At 73.7% G+C, this 20720-nt stretch carries 18 protein-coding genes; 11 read left to right on the forward strand and 7 right to left on the reverse strand.

Going from position 1 to position 20720, the window contains the following annotated elements:
* The first annotated feature begins 4 nt into the window (after positions 1-4).
* The 3 genes from AB0K80_RS24305 to AB0K80_RS24315 all read left to right on the forward strand — a co-directional run bounded on the left by AB0K80_RS24305 (position 5) and on the right by AB0K80_RS24315 (position 2459).
* Positions 5-580, forward strand: a complete 576-nt coding sequence (locus AB0K80_RS24305) for a hypothetical protein (protein ID WP_365672971.1) — start codon at positions 5-7, stop codon at positions 578-580.
* A complete protein-coding gene (locus AB0K80_RS24310; protein ID WP_365672973.1) occupies positions 549-1847 on the forward strand; it encodes an ABC transporter substrate-binding protein in 1299 nt (432 codons plus the stop codon). The genes AB0K80_RS24305 and AB0K80_RS24310 overlap by 32 nt, the downstream gene beginning before the upstream one ends.
* A gap of 396 nt (positions 1848-2243) precedes the next feature.
* Positions 2244-2459 carry an I78 family peptidase inhibitor gene (locus AB0K80_RS24315; protein WP_365672976.1) on the forward strand — a complete coding sequence of 72 codons (216 nt, stop codon included), beginning with the start codon at positions 2244-2246 and terminating at the stop codon, positions 2457-2459.
* A 100-nt stretch (positions 2460-2559) separates the two neighbouring features.
* Here AB0K80_RS24315 and AB0K80_RS24320 read toward each other — a convergent pair whose 3' ends face one another.
* A complete protein-coding gene (locus AB0K80_RS24320; RefSeq protein WP_365672978.1) occupies positions 2560-3585 on the reverse strand; it encodes a phosphatase PAP2 family protein in 1026 nt (341 codons plus the stop codon).
* A gap of 228 nt (positions 3586-3813) precedes the next feature.
* Positions 3814-4980 (reverse strand): hypothetical protein, encoded by a 1167-nt coding sequence (locus AB0K80_RS24325; RefSeq protein WP_365672980.1) that lies wholly within the window; start codon positions 4978-4980, stop codon positions 3814-3816.
* A 272-nt stretch (positions 4981-5252) separates the two neighbouring features.
* On the opposite strand from AB0K80_RS24325, the gene AB0K80_RS24330 reads away from it, so the two are divergent.
* Both AB0K80_RS24330 and AB0K80_RS24335 read left to right on the forward strand, forming a co-directional pair.
* Positions 5253-6857 carry an MFS transporter gene (locus AB0K80_RS24330; protein ID WP_365672982.1) on the forward strand — a complete coding sequence of 535 codons (1605 nt, stop codon included), beginning with the start codon at positions 5253-5255 and terminating at the stop codon, positions 6855-6857.
* A 483-nt stretch (positions 6858-7340) separates the two neighbouring features.
* Positions 7341-8531, forward strand: a complete 1191-nt coding sequence (locus tag AB0K80_RS24335; RefSeq protein ID WP_365672985.1) for an acyl-CoA dehydrogenase family protein — start codon at positions 7341-7343, stop codon at positions 8529-8531.
* Positions 8532-8567: 36 nt separating this feature from the next.
* Here the strand turns inward: AB0K80_RS24335 and AB0K80_RS24340 are convergent, their stop codons facing one another.
* Positions 8568-9005, reverse strand: a complete 438-nt coding sequence (locus tag AB0K80_RS24340; protein ID WP_365672986.1) for a cell division protein SepF — start codon at positions 9003-9005, stop codon at positions 8568-8570.
* 291 nt (positions 9006-9296) lie between these two features.
* Between AB0K80_RS24340 and AB0K80_RS24345 the strand changes: the two genes are divergently transcribed.
* Both AB0K80_RS24345 and AB0K80_RS24350 read left to right on the forward strand, forming a co-directional pair.
* Positions 9297-10478: a DUF5685 family protein gene (locus AB0K80_RS24345; protein ID WP_365672988.1), complete on the forward strand. Its 1182-nt coding sequence runs from the start codon at positions 9297-9299 to the stop codon at positions 10476-10478.
* 339 nt (positions 10479-10817) lie between these two features.
* Positions 10818-11726: a S1 family peptidase gene (locus AB0K80_RS24350; protein WP_365672989.1), complete on the forward strand. Its 909-nt coding sequence runs from the start codon at positions 10818-10820 to the stop codon at positions 11724-11726.
* 148 nt (positions 11727-11874) lie between these two features.
* On the opposite strand, the gene AB0K80_RS24355 is transcribed toward AB0K80_RS24350, so the two are convergent.
* A complete protein-coding gene (locus AB0K80_RS24355) occupies positions 11875-12894 on the reverse strand; it encodes a DUF3533 domain-containing protein (RefSeq protein WP_365672991.1) in 1020 nt (339 codons plus the stop codon).
* Between the two features lie 140 nt (positions 12895-13034).
* Here AB0K80_RS24355 and AB0K80_RS24360 point away from each other — a divergent pair, with 140 nt between their 5' ends.
* Entirely contained in the window at positions 13035-16529 is a 3495-nt protein-coding gene (locus tag AB0K80_RS24360; RefSeq protein WP_365672993.1) for a DNA polymerase III subunit alpha, read from the forward strand.
* The gene (locus AB0K80_RS24365; RefSeq protein WP_365672995.1) at positions 16526-17500 is read left to right on the forward strand and encodes a hypothetical protein; all 975 of its coding nucleotides are present in this window, start codon (positions 16526-16528) and stop codon (positions 17498-17500) included. The genes AB0K80_RS24360 and AB0K80_RS24365 overlap by 4 nt, the downstream gene beginning before the upstream one ends.
* Positions 17501-17517: 17 nt before the next feature.
* On the opposite strand, the gene AB0K80_RS24370 is transcribed toward AB0K80_RS24365, so the two are convergent.
* On the reverse strand, positions 17518-17892 hold the full coding sequence (locus tag AB0K80_RS24370) for a cupin domain-containing protein (RefSeq protein WP_365672997.1): 375 nt from the start codon (positions 17890-17892) through the stop codon (positions 17518-17520).
* A gap of 80 nt (positions 17893-17972) precedes the next feature.
* On the opposite strand from AB0K80_RS24370, the gene AB0K80_RS24375 reads away from it, so the two are divergent.
* The gene (locus AB0K80_RS24375; RefSeq protein ID WP_365672999.1) at positions 17973-18419 is read left to right on the forward strand and encodes a MarR family winged helix-turn-helix transcriptional regulator; all 447 of its coding nucleotides are present in this window, start codon (positions 17973-17975) and stop codon (positions 18417-18419) included.
* A 64-nt stretch (positions 18420-18483) separates the two neighbouring features.
* On the opposite strand, the gene AB0K80_RS24380 is transcribed toward AB0K80_RS24375, so the two are convergent.
* Both AB0K80_RS24380 and AB0K80_RS24385 read right to left on the reverse strand, forming a co-directional pair.
* Positions 18484-19536: a lytic polysaccharide monooxygenase gene (locus AB0K80_RS24380; protein WP_365673209.1), complete on the reverse strand. Its 1053-nt coding sequence runs from the start codon at positions 19534-19536 to the stop codon at positions 18484-18486.
* Positions 19537-19842: 306 nt separating this feature from the next.
* Complete coding sequence (locus AB0K80_RS24385; RefSeq protein WP_365673001.1) at positions 19843-19977, reverse strand: hypothetical protein; 135 nt, start codon at positions 19975-19977, stop codon at positions 19843-19845.
* Between the two features lie 138 nt (positions 19978-20115).
* On the opposite strand from AB0K80_RS24385, the gene AB0K80_RS24390 reads away from it, so the two are divergent.
* On the forward strand, positions 20116-20718 hold the full coding sequence (locus AB0K80_RS24390; protein WP_365673003.1) for a class I SAM-dependent methyltransferase: 603 nt from the start codon (positions 20116-20118) through the stop codon (positions 20716-20718).
* The last annotated feature ends 2 nt before the right edge of the window (positions 20719-20720 follow it).

The raw sequence follows: 20720 nt of genomic DNA on the forward strand, positions 1-20720 counted from the left end.
CCAGATGGTTCTCGGCAGCGACCTCAGGCGGGGGAACGCGCGGCGGGACCGCGGCCCACGGGCCGCCCGACGGGGTACGGCGACCGCCGCCGCCCTGGCCCTGTTCCTCGCCCCGGTCCTCACGGCCTGCGGCGACGGCGACGGCGGGGGCAGCGAGACCCGGCCGCCCTCCCCGACGGTGCGGCCGACGACGAGCACGCCGGCGGCCACGCCCCCCAACGCGGCGCAGGCCGAACAGGAGATCCGGCAGAACTGGCAGAAGTTCTTCGACCCGAAGACTCCCGTCGCGCAGAAGCAGAAGGTCCTGGAGAACGGCGAGCGGATGGCCCCGGTGCTCGGGGCCTTCAGCGGTGACGCGCGCGGCGGCCAGGTGCAGGCCAAGGTCACCCGGGTCGAGTTCACCTCGCCGACCCTGGCGACCGTGACGTACGACCTCACCCTGAAGGGCGCCACCGTCCTGCCGAACGCCTCAGGGACGGCCATCGAGCAGGGCGGCACCTGGAAGGTGTCCGCCAAGACGCTGTGCGCCCTGGTGCAGATGAGCGGCAATGGGTCGGCGACAGCCGTCCCGGGCTGCTGAGGCCCTCGCCGCGGTGGTGCTGCTCGCCCTGAGCGCGGCCTGCGGCAGCCGCCTGCCGGAGAGCGACTTCACACCCGGGGACCACAGCCGCGCACCCGCCCGGGCCACGCGGGAACCGATCCGGGTCGGCATCATCACCAGCGCCACCAGCCCGGTCGGCGGCAGCACCTTCACCGGCCCGCGCGACGGCGCCCGGGCCTGGTTCGACCGCCTCGACGCGCGCGGCGGCATCGACGGCCGCCGCGTCGAGGTCCGGCTGTGCGACGACGGCGGCAGCGGCGTCGGCAACAACGAGTGTGTGCACCGGCTGGTCGACGAGGAGAAGGTCGTCGCCCTGGTCGCCACCACGGCCCTGGACTACGCGGGCGCCCCCCGCGTCTCCCGCGCGGGCGTGCCCGACATCGGCGGCCAGCCCATCGGCGCCGCCTACGACACCTGGCCGCACCTGTACAGCATCTACGGCAGCCACGCGCCCCGGAACGGCACCCCCGGCTGGGACGGCGAGCTGTACGGCGGCACCGAGGTCTACCGCTACTTCACACGCGAGCACGGCGCCCGCACGGCCGCCGTCGTCTCCTACAACCAGTCCGCCTCCGCCGCCTACGCCCGGCTCGTGGAGCGCGGCCTGAAGGCCGAGGGGTACCAGGTCGTCACCGAGCAGGTCGACTTCGCGCTGCCCAACTTCCGGGCCGTGGCCGCCGACCTGAAGGAGCAGGGCGCCGACCTCGTCTTCGACGCCCTCGACACCCACGGCAACGCCCAGCTGTGCCGGGCGATGGACGAGGTCGGCGCCCAGGTCACCGCCAAGGTCACCAACGTGCAGAACTGGGCCTCCACCGTCCCCGGGGACTACAAGGACGCCCCGCGCTGCCGCAACGCCCTGTGGGCGACCGGTTCCAGCCGCAACTACCAGGACACCGGCCACCCGGCCGTACGGGAGTTCCGCGCGGCGACGAAGGGCCTGAAGACGCACTCGCAGTGGCAGCTGGAGGGCTGGGCGGCGGCCCGGTGGTTCACGGACGCGGCCCGCTCCTGCGCGAGGACCGGCGTCACGCGCGCGTGCGTCGACGCCTTCGTGGACCGCAGCGCGGGATACACCGCCGGCGGCCTGCTCCTGCCCGTGGACTTCCGGCGGCTGCCCGAACCGCCGAGGACCAGCAGGACCTGCCTGTCGGTGGCCCGCTGGCGGGACGGCGAGGGATGGGTGACCCAGGGGGACATGAACCGCACCTGCTTCACCGTTCCGCAGCTGGCCTACCGGCCCTGAGCGAAGGCCGACCCGCGCCCCACGTACCCGCGAGCCCACGCCATGGTGCTCGCGCGGCCGCGCGCCCCGGCAGGGGGCTTATGCGCCGTTCACGCGCCGGGCGTCGCATTTGCCGTGCGCGGACGGATTCCCCGACCGCGCCCCGTTCCCGGAATGGAACGGCGTTCCGGGGGTACCTGTACTGCTTTTCGACCGGAATTCCGTGCGGCGCTCGGGGCGGGCCGGAATTCCGCTCCGAAGCCCGCGAACGGGGGTACGGAACCCCTCTTCCGGGTGACGCGGCGCATCCGAAACCCGTGTCGTGATCTTGTGACAGAAGTGTGACGCGGGAGGGACGTCCACCCCGTGTTCCCGGTCGGCCTTCCCCGCTTCCCGGGCAGGGCATAGCGTGGCCGCATGGCACCCATTCCGACACCCTCAGCCGAACCGAACGACAGCCCGGACACGTACGTGGGCCTGGAGGCCGACCGGGCCGAGCACCTCGCACGGGAGCGGGGCTGGTCGACGGTGCGTGCGCTGCCACCAGGGGCGATCATCACCATGGAGTACCGCGTGGGCCGGCTGAACTTCGAGGTCAAGGGCGGCCGGGTGGCCCGGGCCTGGAAGGGCTGACCCGGCCGGCCCGACGCCGACGGCCCCGGCTTCCCTCGGGAAGCCGGGGCCGTCGTCCTGGCGGGGTGTGCGTACCTGCCGGGCTCTGCGCCGACTCGTGTCAGCCGCCGGTCAGCGGGCGGGCCGGCGAGGCGGGGCCGCGCTGGTGGCGCTCCGGGTGCGGCGGGCGGCGGCTGCCGGCCGGGGTGACCGGGGAGCGGTCCGAGCGGGCCGTGTGCGGGCCCGGAGCCAGGTACACGGGTGCCCGGGCCGAGCGGCCCGCGGAGACCGGTGCACGGGCCGCGGCCTCCTCCTGGTCCGCGGGGGACGGGGTGAGCAGCACCGGCGCGCCGAGCGGCGGGGCCGCCGGAGCCGTACGGACCTGGCCGCGACGGGCGCGCCAGCGGTCCCGCTGCTCGAGGATCCACGCCTCCGAGCGGGCGATCAGCGGCTCGAACCACGGCAGGGCCAGCAGGATCAGCAGACCCGCGGTCCAGCCCAGCAGCACGTCGCTCAGCCAGTGCGTACCGAGGTAGACGGTGGCCATCCCGACCCCGAGCGAGGTCACCGCGGAGACCGCGGACAGCCACCGCCGGGCCCGGGGCGTGGAGGCCAGGTAGGCGAGGATTCCCCAGGTCACCACGGCGTTGGCGGTGTGACCGCTCGGAAATATATCGCCGCCGAGCCACATCTCGTTCGAGCCGATCTCGGTCGCGTAGTGCGGTCCCAGCCGGCCCATGCCGTACTTGGCGGCGCCGACCGTGATGTTCAGCAGCAGCAGCGAGACGCCGAGCGCGAGCAGGGGGCGCAGCGTGTGCTGCCGCCAGGAGCGCCAGCCCAGCCAGGCCGCGACCATCACGGCGGTCGGGCCGCGCTGGCCGAGCACGACGTAGTAGTCGACGAAGGCGTGGATCTCCGACCACTGCTGGTAGGGCCGGAAGAACATGACCTGCCAGTCGAGCCTGACCAGCCAGGAGGTGATCACCACGGCCCACACGATCGCCCCGTAGAAGGCCAGGGTGGCCGCGAGGAGCACGACGCGGTGCCGGCTCATCCTCGGCACGTCGATGTGAGCCGGCCGTTCCGGCTCACGATCCAGCCTGGCGAACACCCGGTCCAGACGGGTGAGCTTCCGTTCGGTACGCACCCAATCGACGTTACAGCGAGTGAGCTGAGAAGCCCGTCGAATCAGCGGCTTTGTGATGACGATGTGATGTGGGATTCCTCTCAGTGGCAGGTTTATTTCCAGTGAATCCGCAATCGCCGCCAGGGGTGGCCTTCATTTCCTTTGATCATTCCAGACGCTCGGTTTTGGCGCGCTTTTGCATTCGTTCACCGAGCCATGGGGTGGAATTCGTCGGACGCTCACGCTGTGTCAGGGCGGACCGGAGCCGTTGAGCCAGAACGCCCCGTACACCGCCGACCCGGCCGCCACCGATGCCATCACCAGCGCTGACCGGGGCGTACGCAGCCGGGCCAGGGCCCGTGCCAGGGGGAGCAGCAGGGGGAAGGCGGGCAGCAGCAGGCGCGGTTTCGAGCCGAAGTAGCTCGAGGCGCACAGGGCCAGGGCGGTGACGACCCCCGCGTACACCAGCAGCGGCAGCGGCTGGCGCTGCCGTACGCAGACGGCGTACAGCCAGATCACCAGGGCGACCCCGGCGACCAGGCCGAGCCCTGCCAGGGCGGAGGGGAACGAGGTGAACTTGCCGGCGACGAAGCGGGCGAAGGCGTACCCGCCGTCGAAGCCGTTGCGCCACCCGGCCTGGACGTCGAGGTACCCGAGCGGTCCCCTGCCGGTGCGCTGCCCGACCCACAGGACGTACCCCACCGTGCCGAGCGGGGCGAGCAGCAGGCCGAGGGCGCGTGCCCCGGGGCGCGTGCCGTGCGGGGGAGCCGTGCGGCGGCCGCGCGCGAACGGGGCCAGGCCCGCCGCCCACACCGCCGCGACCACCGCGAGCCCGACCGGACGGGTCAGCCCGGCCAGCAGGGCCAGGGCGCCCGCCGTCACCCAGCGGCCGGTGAGCACCGCGTACAGCGACCAGGCCGCCAGCGCCGTGAACAGCGACTCGCTGTACGCCATCGACTGCACGATCCCGACCGGCAGGACCGCCCACAGCAGCACCGCGCAGATCCCGGCGCGGCGGCCGTACACGTGATCCGCCACCGCGAAGATCCCCCAGGCCGCGGCGAGCGAGGCGAGCAGGCTCACCGCGAGGCCGCCGTCGGCGTACGACAGCGGGGAGACCGCCGCCACCAGCCGCTCCAGCCAGGGCAGCAGGGGGAAGAAGGCGAGGTTGGAGTGCACGTCGCCGTTCGGCAGACGCACCTCGTAGCCGTAACCGAGCTCGGCGACCCTGGTGTACCACAGCGCGTCCCAGCGGGCCGTCAGCAGGGTGTGGGCGCTCTTGCCGCGCGCCGCGCTCCACAGGGCCAGGACGAGCAGGCCCAGGGCCCGTACGGCCGCGTACCCGAGGAGCGCCGGGGCGGCCCGGCGCAGCGCCCCGGAGCGGGCCGGTGCCGCGCGCGTCGCGAGATCGGTCATCGGCCGATTATCGACCGGCGCCGCAACCGCCCGGCCGGCCGGGGCGTGCTTCCCAGCAGGGGTGTGGCCTACACAGTGGCGTACGCCACACCTGTTCCGCCGGACGGGTGAGAGGTCCGCCACTCGGCTCCCGCACGGACTCGCGTACCCTGACGTGTCACTCGCCTTTCGTTGCGCGGGCCGGAGACCACCGCTCCTCTCCGGCCGAGTCGCGGGGAATCCCCGACCCCGTGAGCCCGCCGGACGCGAGGAAACATCTGGGAGGTACGTACATGTCCGGGACGACCACGGCTGCCGCAGCGCTGCGCCGTCGGGCGGCCGGGGCCGGTGCCGACCGCTGGGTGGTGCTCGTCGTCCTCTGCGTCAGCCTGCTGCTCGTGGCGGTCGACGCCACCGTGCTGCACGTGGCGGTCCCCGCCGTGACAGAGGACCTGAAGCCCGGCGCGATAGAGCTGCTCTGGATCGTCGACGTCTACCCCCTCGTCTGCGCCTCGCTGCTGATCCTCTTCGGCACGCTGGGCGACCGGGTCGGCCGCAGACGGATCCTCCTGCTGGGCTACGCGCTGTTCGGCGTCGCCTCCGCGCTGGCGGCCCTCGCCGACGACGCCCAGGTGCTGATCGTGGCGCGGGCGCTGCTCGGCGTCGGCGGCGCGATGATCATGCCCGCGACGCTGTCGATCCTGCGGCAGGTCTTCCCGGACCGGCGCGAGCGGGCGCTGGCGATCGGGATCTGGAGCGCGGTGGCCGCGGTGGGCGCGGCGGTCGGTCCGCTGCTCGGCGGGTTCCTGCTGGAGCACTTCTGGTGGGGCGCGGTGTTCCTGGTCAACATCCCGCTGATGCTGGTCAGCCTGCCGGTCGGGTGGCTGCTGCTGCCCGAGTCCAAGGGCGACCGGAACGGCCCCTGGGACGTGGTCGGCGCGCTGATGGCCGCGGCCGGGCTGTTCGGGGTGGTGCTCGGGGTGAAGCGGCTGGGCGGCGGGCAGCCGGCCGGGAGCGTGCTGACCGTGCTGCCGCTGCTGCTGGGCGCGGTGCTGCTGGTGCTGTTCGTGCGGCGGCAGCGGCGCCGGGCGCATCCGCTGGTGGATCTGCGGATGTTCGCGCGGCCGGCGTTCAGCACGTCCGTGGGGTGCATCGTGCTGGCGATGCTCGCGCTGGTGGGTCTGGAGCTGATCGCGGCGCAGTACCTGCAGCTGGTGCTGGGGCTGTCCCCGCTGCAGACCGGGCTTCGGCTGCTGCCGCTGACCATCGCGGCGATGGGGGCGGGGCTGGCGGGAGCGCGGATGCTGCGGCGGTTCGGGCCGCGGCGCATGGTCTGCTTCGGGTTCTGCTTGACGGCGGCGGCGGTGGTGCTGCTCACCGCGCTGGGCCGGGAGGACGACTGGCCGCTGATGCTGTGCGGCTTCGTGCTGCTCGGCTTCGGGCTGGAGACGACGCTGTTCGGGGCGTACGAGTCGATGCTGAGCGAGGCTCCACAGGCGCAGGCCGGTGGGGCGGCGGCGATCGGGGAGACGTCGTACCAGCTGGGTGCGGGGATCGGGATAGCGCTGCTGGGCACGGTGATGAACGCGGCGTACGCGCCCGGGCTGTCAGGTGTGCCCGGGGTGCCCGCGGCCGCGTCGCAGGCGGCGTCGCACTCGCTGGGGGAGGCGTACGGGGTCGCTGCGCGGCTGGGCGGGGCGGCGGGGGGTGCGCTGCGGCGGGCGGCCCGGGACTCGTTCGTGTACGGGCTTCATGTCACGTTGCTGGTCAGTGCGGGGTTGTTGCTGCTGGGGGCGGTGATGGCGTTGCGGTTGCCGCGGGTGATGCAGTGTGAGGGGGAGACGGCTGTGGAGGTGCCGTCGCAACGGGACGCTGCGGAGTCCCGCGTCTCGGTCTGAGCCCCCTTGGCCCACCCACGCACCACCCGTAACTCCCTGCCGAGAGGCCCGACTCTCCCGTGGGGCCCGCTCACCGTCGGCGGCTGCGGGTGGCTGTGGGGGTGGCGTGTGAGGGGCGGCGACCACGGTGCCGCAGGCGGCCCGACGACGCCGCGCCCGCGGCGGGGGCATCCGGCGTCCGGTTCGGTCGCTGTGGGTGGCGCGCGACCGCCGCGCCGCAGACTGCTCGACGGCGCCGCGCCCGCCGTCCGCCCGACGGCGCCGCGCCTCCCGCCGGGGGCATCCGGCTCCCGGCCGGGCGTTATCGGTGGCCGTGAGGGACGACCACCGTGCCGCAAGCCGCCGACGGCGCCGCGCCCCCACCACGGGCGACCTCCACCTCGCGGTCGGCAGTTACGGGTGGTGCGTGGGTGGGAGACCCCCCGCGGTGTGCGGCACACTGCGTCTAGCAGTGCTAGTTTTCGAGTCCCGGGAGGGTGTCCCATGTCCGCGTCCGCGAAGTTGCCCCCCTTCGACCCCGCCGACCCCCTCGGCCTCGACGACCTGCTCGCGCCGGAGGACCTCGCCGTCCGGGACACCGTACGGGCCTGGGCCGCGGACCGGGTTCTGCCGTATGTGGCCGAGTGGTACGAGAAGGGGGAGCTGCCCGGCATCCGGGAGCTCGCCCGCGAGCTGGGGGCCATCGGAGCCCTCGGGATGTCGCTCACCGGGTACGGGTGCGCCGGCGCGAGCGCGGTGCAGTACGGACTGGCCTGCCTGGAGCTGGAGGCCGCCGACTCCGGGATCCGCTCGCTGGTCTCCGTGCAGGGCTCCCTCGCCATGTACGCCCTCCACCGGTTCGGCAGTGAGGAGCACAAGCAGCACTGGCTGCCCCGCATGGCCGCCGGCGAGGTCATCGGATGCTTCGGGCTCACCGAGCCCGACCACGGCTCCGACCCCGCCTCCCTGCGCACCTACGCCAAGCGCGACGGCTCCGACTGGATCCTCAGCGGGCGGAAGATGTGGATCACCAACGGATCCGTCGCCGGGGTCGCCGTGGTGTGGGCGCGGACCGAGGACGGCATCCGCGGCTTCGTCGTGCCGACCGACAGCGCCGGGTTCTCCGCGCCCGAGATCAAGCACAAGTGGTCCCTGCGCGCCAGCGTCACCAGCGAGCTGGTGCTGGACGACGTACGGCTGCCCGCCGACGCCGTACTGCCCGGGGTCACCGGCCTGAAGGGCCCCCTCAGCTGTCTGTCGCACGCCCGCTACGGGATCGTCTGGGGTGCGATGGGAGCGGCCCGCTCCTGTTTCGAGGCGGCGCTCGACTACGCGAAGACACGCGAGCAGTTCGGACGGCCCATCGGGGGCTTCCAGCTGACGCAGGCCAAACTCGCCGACATGGCGGTGGAACTGCACAAGGGAATTCTGCTCGCCCATCATCTGGGGCGGCGCATGGACGCCGGCCGCCTGCGTCCCGAGCAGGTCAGCTTCGGCAAGCTCAACAATGTGCGGGAGGCGATCGAGATCTGCCGTACGGCCCGTACGATCCTGGGGGCCAACGGGATTTCCCTGGAGTATCCCGTGATGCGGCACGCGACCAACCTGGAGTCGGTGCTCACCTACGAGGGCACCGTAGAGATGCACCAGCTCGTGCTGGGCAAGGCGCTCACCGGACTCGACGCGTTCCGGTAGAACCCGCCGGGTGGCGGGCCGATGAGCGGCCCCGCCTCAGCTCTGGTTGAAGAAGCCGTCCGTGCGGTGCGCGGCCGCCTCGCCGCTGACGACCTCCGTGTCGGCCGGGCTCAGCAGGAACACGCGGTTGGAGACCCGCTCGATGGAACCGCGCAGGCCGAAGATGAGCCCGGCCGCGAAGTCGACCACGCGCTTGGCGTCGGCGGGGTCCATGGCGGTGAGGTTCATGATGACCGGGACCCCCTCCCGGAACATCTCGCCGATGGCGCGGGCGTCCCGGAAGCTGTCCGGCGTCACCGTGCCGATCCGGCGGCCTCTCTCCTCGGCGACGTCCGAGGCCACCTTGACCCGCGGATCGGTGACCCAGGCATCCCCGGAGTCGGTCCCGTCGGAGTAGTCGTCGTCGTAGTAACGCTCGTCTTCGTTGTCGTCGACGAGGCCAAGCCAGGCACTTGCCTTGCGTACCGATCCCATGGACGCCTCCTCTCACAGCGGTCTTTCGTGCTTTCCGCATCCCTATCGTCATCCATGATGCGGACGGTGCGCCAAGTGGATAGACGCCGCGCGGGGGGTTTGTGACGGTACTGGTGCACAGCCGATCCGTCGAGAGTCCGTATGTCCCAAGGGTCTTGACGTAAACGGTTGCTGACCGGGAGTGAAATATGATTTCTCCCGGCGTACGGGTGATGAGCGGTGCGTACGGGTGAACACGGTGATCGATACGATGCCCGGCGACTCAACGTCGTAGGCACCACGGGGGACATCGTGTTCGGAATGGTCAGGCCCTGCCGGCACCGGCTCGGCGAGAAACTCTCGGCGCAGTGGCTGGCGCATCTGTGCGGGCTGTGCCTGGCCCTGCGCGGGGACCACGGTCAGCTCGCCCGCATCGTGACGAACTATGACGGGCTGCTCATATCCGTGTTGACGGAGGCTCAGGCCGCACCGGGTGACGGAGGGCGGCGTACGGCGGGGCCGTGCCCGTTGCGCGGGATGCGCACCGCGTCCGTCGCCCAGGGCGAGGGCGCGCGGCTCGCGGCGGCCGTGTCGCTGGTGCTCGCCTCCGCCAAGGTGCGCGACCATCTCGCCGACGGGGACGGACTGCTGGCCCGCCGCCCGGTGGCGCTCGCCGCGCGCCGGGTCGCCGCGCGCTGGGACCGGGCGGGGGCGCGGACCGGCTCCGACGTCGGGTTCGACACCGCCGTCCTCCTCGACGCCGTCGAGCGGCAGACGGGGATCGAGGCGCTCGCCGGGCCGGGCACGCCCCTGCTCGCCGTCACCGAGCCGACCGAGACCGCGACCGCCGCCGCCTTCGCGCACACCGCGATCCTCGCCGGGAGGCCGGGCAACGCCGGGCCGCTCGCGGAGGCCGGGCGGCTCTTCGGGCGGCTCGCGCACCTCCTGGACGCTGTCGAGGACCGGGAGGCCGACGCCGCCTCGGGCGCCTGGAACCCGCTCACCGCCACCGGCACCCCGCTCACCGAGGCCCGGCGGCTCGCCGACGACGCCGTGCACGGCATCCGACTCGCCCTGCGTGAGGTCGAGTTCACCGACGGAAGGCTCGCGCACCGGCTGCTCGCCCACGAACTGTCCGCCTCCGTCGACCGTGCCTTCGGTACGGTTTCCTGCGCGCACGGGGTGCGGGGTGCCCACGGGGCCGGCCCTTACGCGCCGCCCGGCCCCGGCGGACCCGGCGGACCCGGCGCCCCGCCGCCCCCGGAGCCGCCGCACCGCCGGCGCGGACTGCTCGCGGGCTGCGCGGTGTGGCTGGGGATGGCCTGCACCTGCCAGCTGTGCTGCGGCACGTACCAGGACCCCTGGACCGGGCAGCGCAAGGAGTCGCCGTGCACCAACTGCGACTGCAGCGGGTGCGGAGACTGCTGCAACTGCTGTGAGTGCTGCGGCGAATGTGACGGCTGTTGCTGCGACGGGTGCGGCTGCGACTGCTGAGCGGACAGGGGGAACACCGGCTCGCCGGACCAACCGGAAGGGTGACTTCCGGACAGCTCGGGAAGTCCGGCGAGCCGGTGGTCCCCGTCCGCGCGCCGCACGGCCGCGCCGGTCACCGGCCGGGCGCTGAGCAGGCGTCAGGGGGCAAGCGGCGCAGATGGTTCAAAGGCCCTCGGCCGAAAGGCACCCTTGCGCCGACCGTCCGTTCGGCCGAATACTCCCCCACAGCGCTTGTCAGGGGCACGGCGTGTCCGGAATCCGGATGGCCGGGTGCCCTGGCTGCGCCTCACGGGCCCAACCCCACGAGGGCCCCCTACTTCCCCTTCGGAGGAACGCAAAGTGAGGATCAAGCGCACCACTCCCCGCAGCGGCATTTCGAGACGGACCCGGCTGATCGCCGTATCCACCGGCCTCGTGGCCGCCGCCGCGATCGCGGTCCCCAGCGCGAACGCGTCCGACACCCCCACCACCTTCAGCGCCTCCGCTCTCAAGAGCGCCAGCGCCTCCGTGCTGAAGGCCGACATCCCGGGCACCGCCTGGGCCGTCGACAGCAAGACCAACCGGGTCCTCGTCACCGTCGACAGCACGGTCTCCCAGGCCGAGATCGCCAAGATCAAGCAGCAGGCCGGGGCCAACGCCGACGCGCTCACCATCAAGCGCACGCCCGGCAAGTTCAGCAAGCTGATCGAGGGCGGCGACGCCATCTACGCGAGCAGCTGGCGCTGCTCCCTCGGCTTCAACGTCCGCGACAGCAGCGGGGCGTCGTACTTCCTGACCGCCGGTCACTGCACCGACGGCGCGGGCACCTGGTACTCGAACTCGGGCCGCACCACGGTCCTCGGCTCGACGTCCGGGTCCAGCTTCCCGGGCAACGACTACGGCATCGTCCGGTACACCAACACCTCCGTCAGCAAGCCCGGCACCGCGGGGGGCGTGGACATCACCCGTGCCGCCACGCCGAGCGTCGGCACCACCGTCATCCGTGACGGCTCCACCACCGGCACCCACAGCGGCCGGGTCACCGCCCTGAACGCGACCGTCAACTACGGGGGCGGCGACATCGTCTCCGGCCTGATCCAGACCACGGTCTGCGCCGAGCCCGGCGACTCCGGCGGCCCGCTCTACGGCAGCAACGGGACCGCGTACGGCCTGACCTCCGGCGGCAGCGGCAACTGCACCTCCGGCGGTACGACCTTCTTCCAGCCCGTCACCGAGGCCCTGAGCGCGTACGGCGTCAGCGTCTACTAGGCCCTCGCGGCAGGAAGCCGGCAGGAGCCTCGAGCCCCCGCACACCTCGGGTGTGCGGGGGCTTTCGGGTGTCCGCGGGCGGGGTGGGGAGGGCTGCGGTGCCCTGCGGGCTCGGCGGCGGGCGTGCGCGGCTGTGCCGCCTGGTCCGTCACCGCGGCCGGGGATGCCGTGCCGCCGCCAGCAGGGTGATCGCCGTTCCCGCCGCCGCCCAGGCCGCCAGCACCAGGAGTGCGGAGGCCATGGCGTTGCCCTCGAAGTAGGCGAGCGAGCGGGTCGCCCAGGTGCCCGCGCCCGGGGGCAGGGCCGGGCCGACGGCCTTCCAGAACGGGGGCAGCAGGGGTGGGGGCAGGGCGCCGCCCGCGCTCGGGTTGCCGAGGACCACCACGAGCAGGATGACCAGTCCGATGCCGACGGTGCCGAACAGACCCTGGAAGGCGAGGGTGGCCGCGCCGACCGCGAAGACGATCAGGGCGCCCAGGCCCCAGTAGGCCGCCGTACTCCCCGGCAGGGCGTCCAGGACCGGGCCGACGATCACCGCCCCGCCGAGCCCGCCGACGGCCGCGAACAGGGCCGTGACCAGGAGGCGGAGCACCGCGCGTCGCGGGTCGGACGGCTTCGCTCCGGCGCTGATCGCGAGGGCCGCGGCGCACAGGTAGCCGCCCACGCACCAGCCGACGACCAGGTAGAAGGGGGACAGCCCGTTGGGATCGCGGGTGGCGGAGGGGACCACGTCGACCGTGCGCACCGTGCGGCGCTGCGACGCCTCCAGGTTCGTGGTCAGGGTGGTCAGCGCGGTGGACAGGACCCTGCCGCCGCCGGAGGCGACCAGGAGGGTGTCGGTGGGGGCGGCGGGGTCGATCAGCAGGGCCGCGTCGATGTCCCGGTTCCTCAGCTGCTCACGGGCCGTCGCCTCGTCGGGGAGGGCGCGCGGGTCCAGGGGGGAGCCGGGCAGGCGCTCGAGCCGGGCGACCGCCTGCCCGGCCGCGGCGCGGGGGGCCACCACACCGAAGGGCACGTCCCGGGGTTTGGGGTCGTGCAGGGCGCCTACATAGGAGGCGATGAAGAGGAGCTGGAGGGCCAGGACGCCGACCACCAGCAGTGTGGCCCGCGGGGTGACGGCGTCCCTCAGTTCGGTCCCGAACGAGGGACGCGGAGAGTCGGCGTGCATGCCCCCACCGTCCTGGGCGGAGGGTGTTTGCGCAGGTGGACGGGGCCGAACGGATGTCGCACACACATTCGAAAATTGGTTTATGGTGGGAGTGCGATAGCTGGGAACAGACGTTCGAGAGTCTGGTGGGAGGTGCGTGTTTGTCCGGGTTCACGCATCTGCACACCGTCTCCGGGTTCTCCGTGCGGTACGGGGCCTCCCACCCGGAGCGGCTGGCCGAGCGCGCCTGCGAGCGGGGGATGGACGCGCTGGCGCTCACCGACCGGGACACCCTCGCGGGCACGGTCCGCTTCGCCAAGGCCTGTGCGAAGGCGGGCGTCCGCCCGCTGTTCGGCGCGGAGCTGGCGGTGGCGGGAGCCGAACCCGTACGGAAGGAGAAGCGGCGCACCCCGGTGCGCGGCGGCGCCTTCGTCGACGAGTCGGCGCCCCGCGTCACCTTCCTGGCCCGGGACGGCGCCCGGGGCTGGGCCGAGCTGTGCAGAATCGTTACTGCGGCGCATGCGGGCGAGGGCGTGCCCCTGCTGCCCTGGGCGGAGCACCGCGGCGAGGGGCTGACCGTCCTGCTCGGCTCCGACTCCGACGTCGGCCGGGCGCTGGCCGCCGGGCGGCCCGACCGGGCCGCGCGGCTCCTCGCGCCCTGGCGGGAGGTCTACGGCGACGCCCTGCGGCTGGAGGCGGTCTGGCACGGCCGCAAGGGGACCGGCCCCGGCTCCCTGCGCCTGGCCGCCCGGACCCTGGGTTTCGCCGCCGAGCAGCGGGTGCGGCCCGTGCTCAGCAACGCCGTGCGCTACGCCGACCCCGGCCTGGGGCCGGTCGCCGACGTCCTGGACGCCGCCCGCCGGCTGGTTCCCGTCGACCCCGCCAAGGGGCTGGACTCCGGTGAGGCCTGGCTGAAGGACGCGGGCGCCATGGTCCGGGCGGCCGAGCGGGTCGTGGAGGCCGCGGGGTTCCGGCGGGAGGCCGCGCACCGGCTGCTGGAGCAGACCCGGGCGACCGCGGCCGAGTGTGTCGTCGACCCCGAGGGCGACCTCGGCATCGGCACCGTCCACTTCCCCGAGCCGCACCTCGTCGGCGCCGGGCACCGCACCGCCCAGCGGGCGCTCGCCTCCCGGGCGGCGGCGGGCATGGTGCTGCTCGGGTACGACCGGCGGCGGGAGTACTGGGAGCGGATGCACCACGAGCTGGACATCATCGCCCACCACGGCTTCGCCTCCTACTTCCTGACGGTCGCCCAGGTCGTCGACGACGTACGCGCCATGGGCATCCGGGTCGCCGCGCGCGGCTCCGGTGCGGGCTCCCTGGTCAACCACCTGCTCGGCATCGCGCACGCCGATCCGGTCGAGCACGGGCTGCTGATGGAGCGGTTCCTGTCGAAGGAACGGGTGGTGCTGCCCGACATCGACATCGACGTGGAGTCCGCGCGCCGCCTGGAGGTCTACCGCGCGATCATCGACCGGTTCGGCACCGAGCGGGTCGCGACGGTCGCGATGCCGGAGACGTACCGGGTGCGGCACGCGATCCGAGACGTGGGTGCCGCCCTGTCCATGGACCCCGCCGACATCGACCGCATCGCCAAGTCCTTCCCGCACATCCGCGCCCGGGACGCCCGGGCGGCGCTGGAGGAGCTGCCCGAGCTGCGCGCCCTGGCCGGGGAGAAGGAGCGGTACGGGCGGCTGTGGGAGCTGGTCGAGGCCCTGGACGCGCTGCCGCGCGGGGTCGCCATGCACCCGTGCGGGGTGCTGCTGTCCGACGCCTCGCTGCTCGCCCGTACGCCGGTCATGCCGACCAGCGGGGAGGGCTTCCCCATGTCGCAGTTCGACAAGGACGACGTGGAGGACCTCGGGCTGCTCAAGCTGGACGTGCTGGGCGTGCGGATGCAGTCGGCGATGGCGCACGCGGTCGCCGAGGTGGAGCGGGTGACGGGGAAGCGGATCGACCTGGACGCGGTGCCGCCGGGCGATCCGGCCACGTACCGGCTGATCCGGTCCACCGAGACGCTGGGCTGCTTCCAGATCGAGTCGCCGGGGCAGCGGGACCTGGTCGGGCGGCTCCAACCGGCCACGTTCCACGATCTCGTCGTCGACATCTCGCTGTTCCGGCCCGGCCCGGTCGCCGCCGACATGGTGCGGCCGTTCATCGCGGCACGGCACGGGCGGGCGCCGGTGCGCTATCCGCACCCGGACCTGGAGGAACCGCTGAAGGAGACGTACGGGGTCGTCGTCTTCCACGAGCAGATCATCGAGATCGTCCGCATCCTGACCGGCTGCGGGCGCGGCGAGGCCGACCAGGCGCGGCGCGGGCTGTCCGACCCGGAGGCGCAGGGGCGGATCAAGGCGTGGTTCGCGCGGTGCGCGCAGGCCCGGGGGTACGACGCGGAGACGATCCGGCGGACCTGGGAGATCGTCGAGGCCTTCGGGTCGTACGGCTTCTGCAAGGCGCACGCGGTCGCCTTCGCCGTCCCGACGTACCAGTCGGCCTGGCTGAAGGCCCATCACCCCGCCGCCTTCTACGCGGGGCTGCTCACCCACGACCCCGGTATGTACCCCAAGCGGCTGCTGCTGGCGGACGCCCGGCGGCAGGGGGTGCCGATCCTGCCGCTGGATGTGAACACGTCGGGGGTCGCCCACCGGATCGAACTGGTGTCTGAATCGCCTGGGGTGTGGGGACTTCGGCTGGCCCTGTCCGACGTGCACAACATCAGCGAGGCCGAGGCGCTGCGGATCGAGGAGGGCCAGCCGTACGCCTCCCTGCTCGACTTCTGGGAACGGGCCCGGCCCAGCCGCCCGCTCGCCCAGCGGCTCGCCCAGGTGGGCGCGTTGGACGCGTTCGGCGCCAACCGCCGTGACCTGCAACTGCATCTGACCGAACTGCACCGGGGTGCGCGAGGTTCCGGCGGCGGTCAGCTCCCGCTCGCCGGCGGCCGGAAGACGGCCCCGGCCGGGCTGCCCGACCTGACCCCGGCGGAGCGGCTCAGCGCGGAGCTGGGCGTGCTGTCGATGGACGCCTCGCGCAACCTGATGGACGACCACCGGATGTTCCTCGACGAGCTGGGCGTGGTCTCGGCGCGGCGGCTGCGGCAGGCCCGGCACGGGGAGACGGTGCTGGTCGCGGGCGCCAAGGCGGCCACCCAGACCCCGCCGATCCGGTCCGGCAAGCGGGTCATCTTCACCACGCTGGACGACGGCACGGGTCTGGTCGACCTCGCCTTCTTCGACGACTCGCACGACGCCTGCGCCCACACCGTCTTCCACTCCTGGCTGCTGCTGGTGCGCGGGGTGGTGCAGCGCCGCGGCCCGCGCAGCCTCAGCGTGGTGGGCGCCGCCGCCTGGAACCTCGCCGAGCTGCTGGAGGTGCGCCGGGAGGAGGGGCTGGAGGGCGTCGCGGCCCGGCTGGCCGGCCAGGGCGGCTCCGGGGACACCGGCGCCGACGCCGACGCTGCGGCCCGCAGGCGGCTGGCCGGTTCGGACGGACAGCCCGCTCCGGCGGGTTCCGCGGCCCAGGACCCCATGGAGCAGCGGCGCATCCGGATGTCCACGGGGTACGAGATGCACCCCTGGGCCGATCTGCGCCCCGCGGGTGAGGGGCCCGCGGTGGGAAGGAAGTTGTGGCACCAGAGTCCGGGGAGTGCGGGATGACCATCCTCTGCGTACGTTTCCAGCTGCCGCCGCTGTTCGAGGACGCCCTGCCCCGGCTGCTCGGCATGCTGGAGGAGTTCACACCCGTCGTCCAGGCCCTGCCGCCGGACGCGGCGCTGGCCGATCTGGGCGGTGCCGAGCGGTACTTCGGGCGCGACGCCGTCGAACTGGCCTCGGTGATCCGGGTCCGGTCGCTCGCCCTGTACGGCGTCGACTGCGCGATCGGCGCCGGGCCCGGCCCGCTGCTGGCCCGGATGGCGGTGCGCGACGCCCCGCCCGGCGCGATCCACGCGGTCCCCGGCGAACCCGGCGCCGTCGCCGAGTTCCTCGCGCGGCAGCCGGTCGCCGCGCTGCCCGGCGTCGGTGCCGCGACCGCCCGCACCCTGGAGGAGTACGGCCTGGACACCCTCGGCCGGGTCGCCGCCGCCCCGCTGTCCACGCTCCAGCGGCTGGTCGGCGCGCGGGCCGGCCGCGAGCTGCACGACAAGGCGCACGGGATCGACCGCGGCCGGGTCGTGCCGAACGCGGTGTCCCGCTCCCTCGCCGCCGAACGGCGCTTCGGACGGGACGAGCTGGACCCCGAACGGCACCGCCGCGCCCTGCTCTCCGCCGCCGAGGAACTGGGCGCCCGGCTGCGCGCCCTGGACAAGGTGTGCCGCACTCTCACCCTCACCGTCCGCTACGCCGACCGCTCGGCCACCACCCGCAGCCGCACCCTGCGGGAACCGACCGCGCACTCGGCGGACCTGACGAGGACGGCGTACGCCCTGTACGAGGCGCTCGGCCTGCAACGCGCCCGGGTCCGGCTGGTCGCCCTGCGCGCCGAGGGGCTCGCCCCCGCCGAGCAGGCCTCCCACCAGCTCTCCCTGGACCCGGCGGACGAGAAGCTGCGCCGCATCGAGGAGGTCGCGGACCGGGCCCGGGCGAAGTTCGGGCCGCGGGCGGTGATCCCGGGGTCGCTGGCCGCCTGACGCGTCCCGGGCGGGTGTCAGTTGGCCCACGGAGGCGAGATGCGCGTGCCGTCGGCCAGCGTCGCCTCCAGACCGAGGAGGGTGGTGACCCAGGTCAGGGCGGTCCGGTCGGCCGGGTTCTCGACGGCCAGGGTGCTGCCCGCGTTGACGATCACGGTGTCCCCGGCGGTGACGCGGTGCTGCTCGCCGTCGAGGGTGACGAGCAGTTCGCCGTCGAGGAGGTGGAGGATCTCCTCCTTGGAGACGGTGTGGGCGGGGGCCTTGGTGCCGGCGGGGATCTCACCGCGCCAGGCGCAGAGGTCCTCGCTGCCGGTGTGCGGGGTGGCGTACGAGACGAAACGGACGCCGTGGATCTCGTGGACGACGGCTTCGGGCGGGTGGACGACGGGCACGGCTGCCTCCAGAAGGTCAAGTGGCTTGTCTATATGGTCAAGCTGCTTGACCAATTCGTCAAGGGTGTTTGAATGCCCCCGTGCAGAACTCCGAGGCCCTGTCCCTGTCCGCCGCCCTCCTCGCCGTCGCCGGGGACCTCACGCAGCGCATCCATGACGGCGTGGTGGCCCGCGGCTTCGAGGACGTGCGGCCCGCCCACGGATTCGCCTTCGCCCGGCTCGCCCCCGGCGGGGCGACGGCCACCGGCCTCGCGGCCCACCTCGGGGTCACCAAACAGGCCGCCGCTCAGCTCGTCGACGAGCTCGTCCGCAAGGGATACGTCGAGCGGCGGCCGCACCCGCAGGACGCCCGGGCCCGCCTGGTCGTGCTGACCGAGCGGGGCTGGGCCTGTACCCGGGCCGCGGAGGAGGCGGCCGCGGAGGCGGTGGCGGCGTGGGCCGGGGTGCTGGGGGAGGAGGAGGTGCACGCGCTGCGCGAGCGGCTGCTGCGCATCGCGCCGCAGGGGCCGGTGCGGCCCGCGTGGTGAGGCGCGGTGGACGGTGGTACGGGGCCTGTCCGGCCTGAGCCGCCGGACAGGCCCCGGGCTGTGATCAGCGGCCGTGCCGTGCGCCGCTCGTGGCGCGCCGCCGGGCCGACAGGACCAGGGCCGCCGAGCCGAGCGCCACGGTGGCCGCACCGGCGATCGCGACGTACGGGGTGCCGCCGTCGCCGCCGGTCTCGGCGAGGCCGGGGGAGGCGGCGGTTCTGGCGAGACCCGGGGAGGCGGAGGCGGCCCCGGTGGGGGTGAGGCTGCGCGGGGTGCCACCGGCCGCCTCGGGCCGGTGGGGAACGCTGCCGTGGGCGGGGGCCGAGGGGGCGGAGGCCGGTTCCGCCGACGTGGCGGGATCATCGTCGCCGTGCCCGCCGTGCTCGATCGTCGACTTGTCGGTGCCGTCCTCGATCTGCCGCTCGGTCGGCGCGGACGCGGTCGGGGCCGGGGAGCCGCCGCCTCCGGCAGGCGTGCCGGTGCCGCCGAACGTCACGTCCGAGCAGGAGTAGAACGCCTCCGGGCTGTCCGAGCGCTGCCAGACCGCGTACAGCACGTGCCGTCCGGACCGCTCGGGCAGGGTTCCGGTGAAGGCGTAGAAGCCACCCGCGGCGGCCGGGTCGGTGGCCGTCGCCACCGGGTGCGCCAGGTCCAGGTCGTCCCAGGCCAGCGGCTCGGCCGGGTCGTAGCCGGGCTTGGTGACGTACACCGTGAAGGTGCCCTTGTGCGGGGCGGTCACGCGGTACTTGAAGGAGTACGAACCGGCCTTGACGGGGGTCGCCGGCCAGTCGGCGCGGGCCAGGTCCAGGCCCTTGAACTCCTCGTTGCCCGCGCTGCACAGGTGACCGTCGGGGATGAGCTGCCGGTGGCGGCCGTTCGCGTCGCCGATGCGGATGCCGTTCCAGTCGTAGAGGGCCTGTGTGCCGCCGGCCGCGACCGCCGCGCGGCAGGCGGCCGACCTCGGGTTCTCCGGGCCCTCGGCGTAGCACTGCGACACCCGGCTGACCGGGTCGCCCATCGACCCGTGCGCGGCCGCCGGAGCGGCGCTCAGGGCGGCCAGGGCGAGCGAGGCCGTGCCGAGGGCGGCGACGGTGGCGGCCTTGCGGCGTGCGGGCATGCGGCGTGCGGGCATGCGGGAACTCCTCGAACGTTCCTGGAAGGGGACATCCCCGGGGGGCTCTCGGGGCCAGGTCGTCGGCCATCCCGCGGGGGTGATCCGAAACTAGCCCCGGAGAGCCGGGAAACCCCTGCCGGAGGCCGGACAGGGAGATCCTTAGGGTCGTCTTAAGGGAGTGCTCAGCCTGCGCTGAGACAGGGGGCGGGCCCGGGCGGGACACGGGAGGGCTTTCGTGCTCCAGGACGGCGTACGTGCCCCAGGACGGCGTGCGTCACCGTGAGCGGCGGGAGTGATCCGCCGGCCGGCTCAGGCGTCCGGCCACCAGGTGCGGGCGATGTCCTTGCGGATCTCCGGGCGCACGGCGGGGCGCTCGTCGGCTTCCTCGCGGACCCGGCGGGTGTCCGTCTTCTTCAGGGGCTTGTGCACGGTGACACGGCGCATGGCTGCCTCCCTCAGGGCCTACCGGGTTCCGTGTTCTCACGGAGGCAGACCTTTCGCGGGAGCGTTTCTCATCGCCACGGGTCTGTCAGTGGCGGCAGTCACGATCCGGTTGTCAGTGGCAGGTGTCACCCTGGGGCCATGACGGACGAGAGCGGGACCATCGACTGGGACGCCGAGGCCGCCGTCTTCGACGACGAGCCGGACCACGGACTGCGCGATGCCGAGGTGCGCCGGGCGTGGGCCGGCCGGCTGCGCTCCTGGCTGCCGGCCCGGGCCGGGGATGTGCTGGACCTCGGCTGCGGCACCGGCAGCCTGTCGCTGCTCGCCGCGGAACAGGGACACCGCGTGACCGGGATCGACCGCGCCCCGGCCATGGTGGCCCGGGCCAGGGAGAAACTGGCCGGACACGACGCGGTGTTCCTGCCCGGTGACGCGGCGGCACCGCCGGTCGGCGAGCGGCGTTTCGACGTCGTCCTGGTCCGGCACGTGCTGTGGGCGCTGCCCGATCCCGCCCGCGCCCTGCGCCACTGGCGGGGGCTGCTGCGGCCGGGCGGGCGGATGGTGCTGGTCGAGGGCGTGTGGGGCACGGTCAGCCCGGTCGGCATACCGGCGGACGTGCTCACCGCCCTGCTCACCCCGCCGGCCGGGCACGTGCGGGTGGAGCGGCTGTCGGACGACCCGCTGCTGTGGGGCAGGCAGGTGCACGACGAGCGGTACGCGGTGGTGGTGATGACGGGCTGAGC

This window comes from Streptomyces sp. NPDC052682 (assembly GCF_040678435.1).
GTDB lineage: Bacteria > Actinomycetota > Actinomycetes > Streptomycetales > Streptomycetaceae > Streptomyces.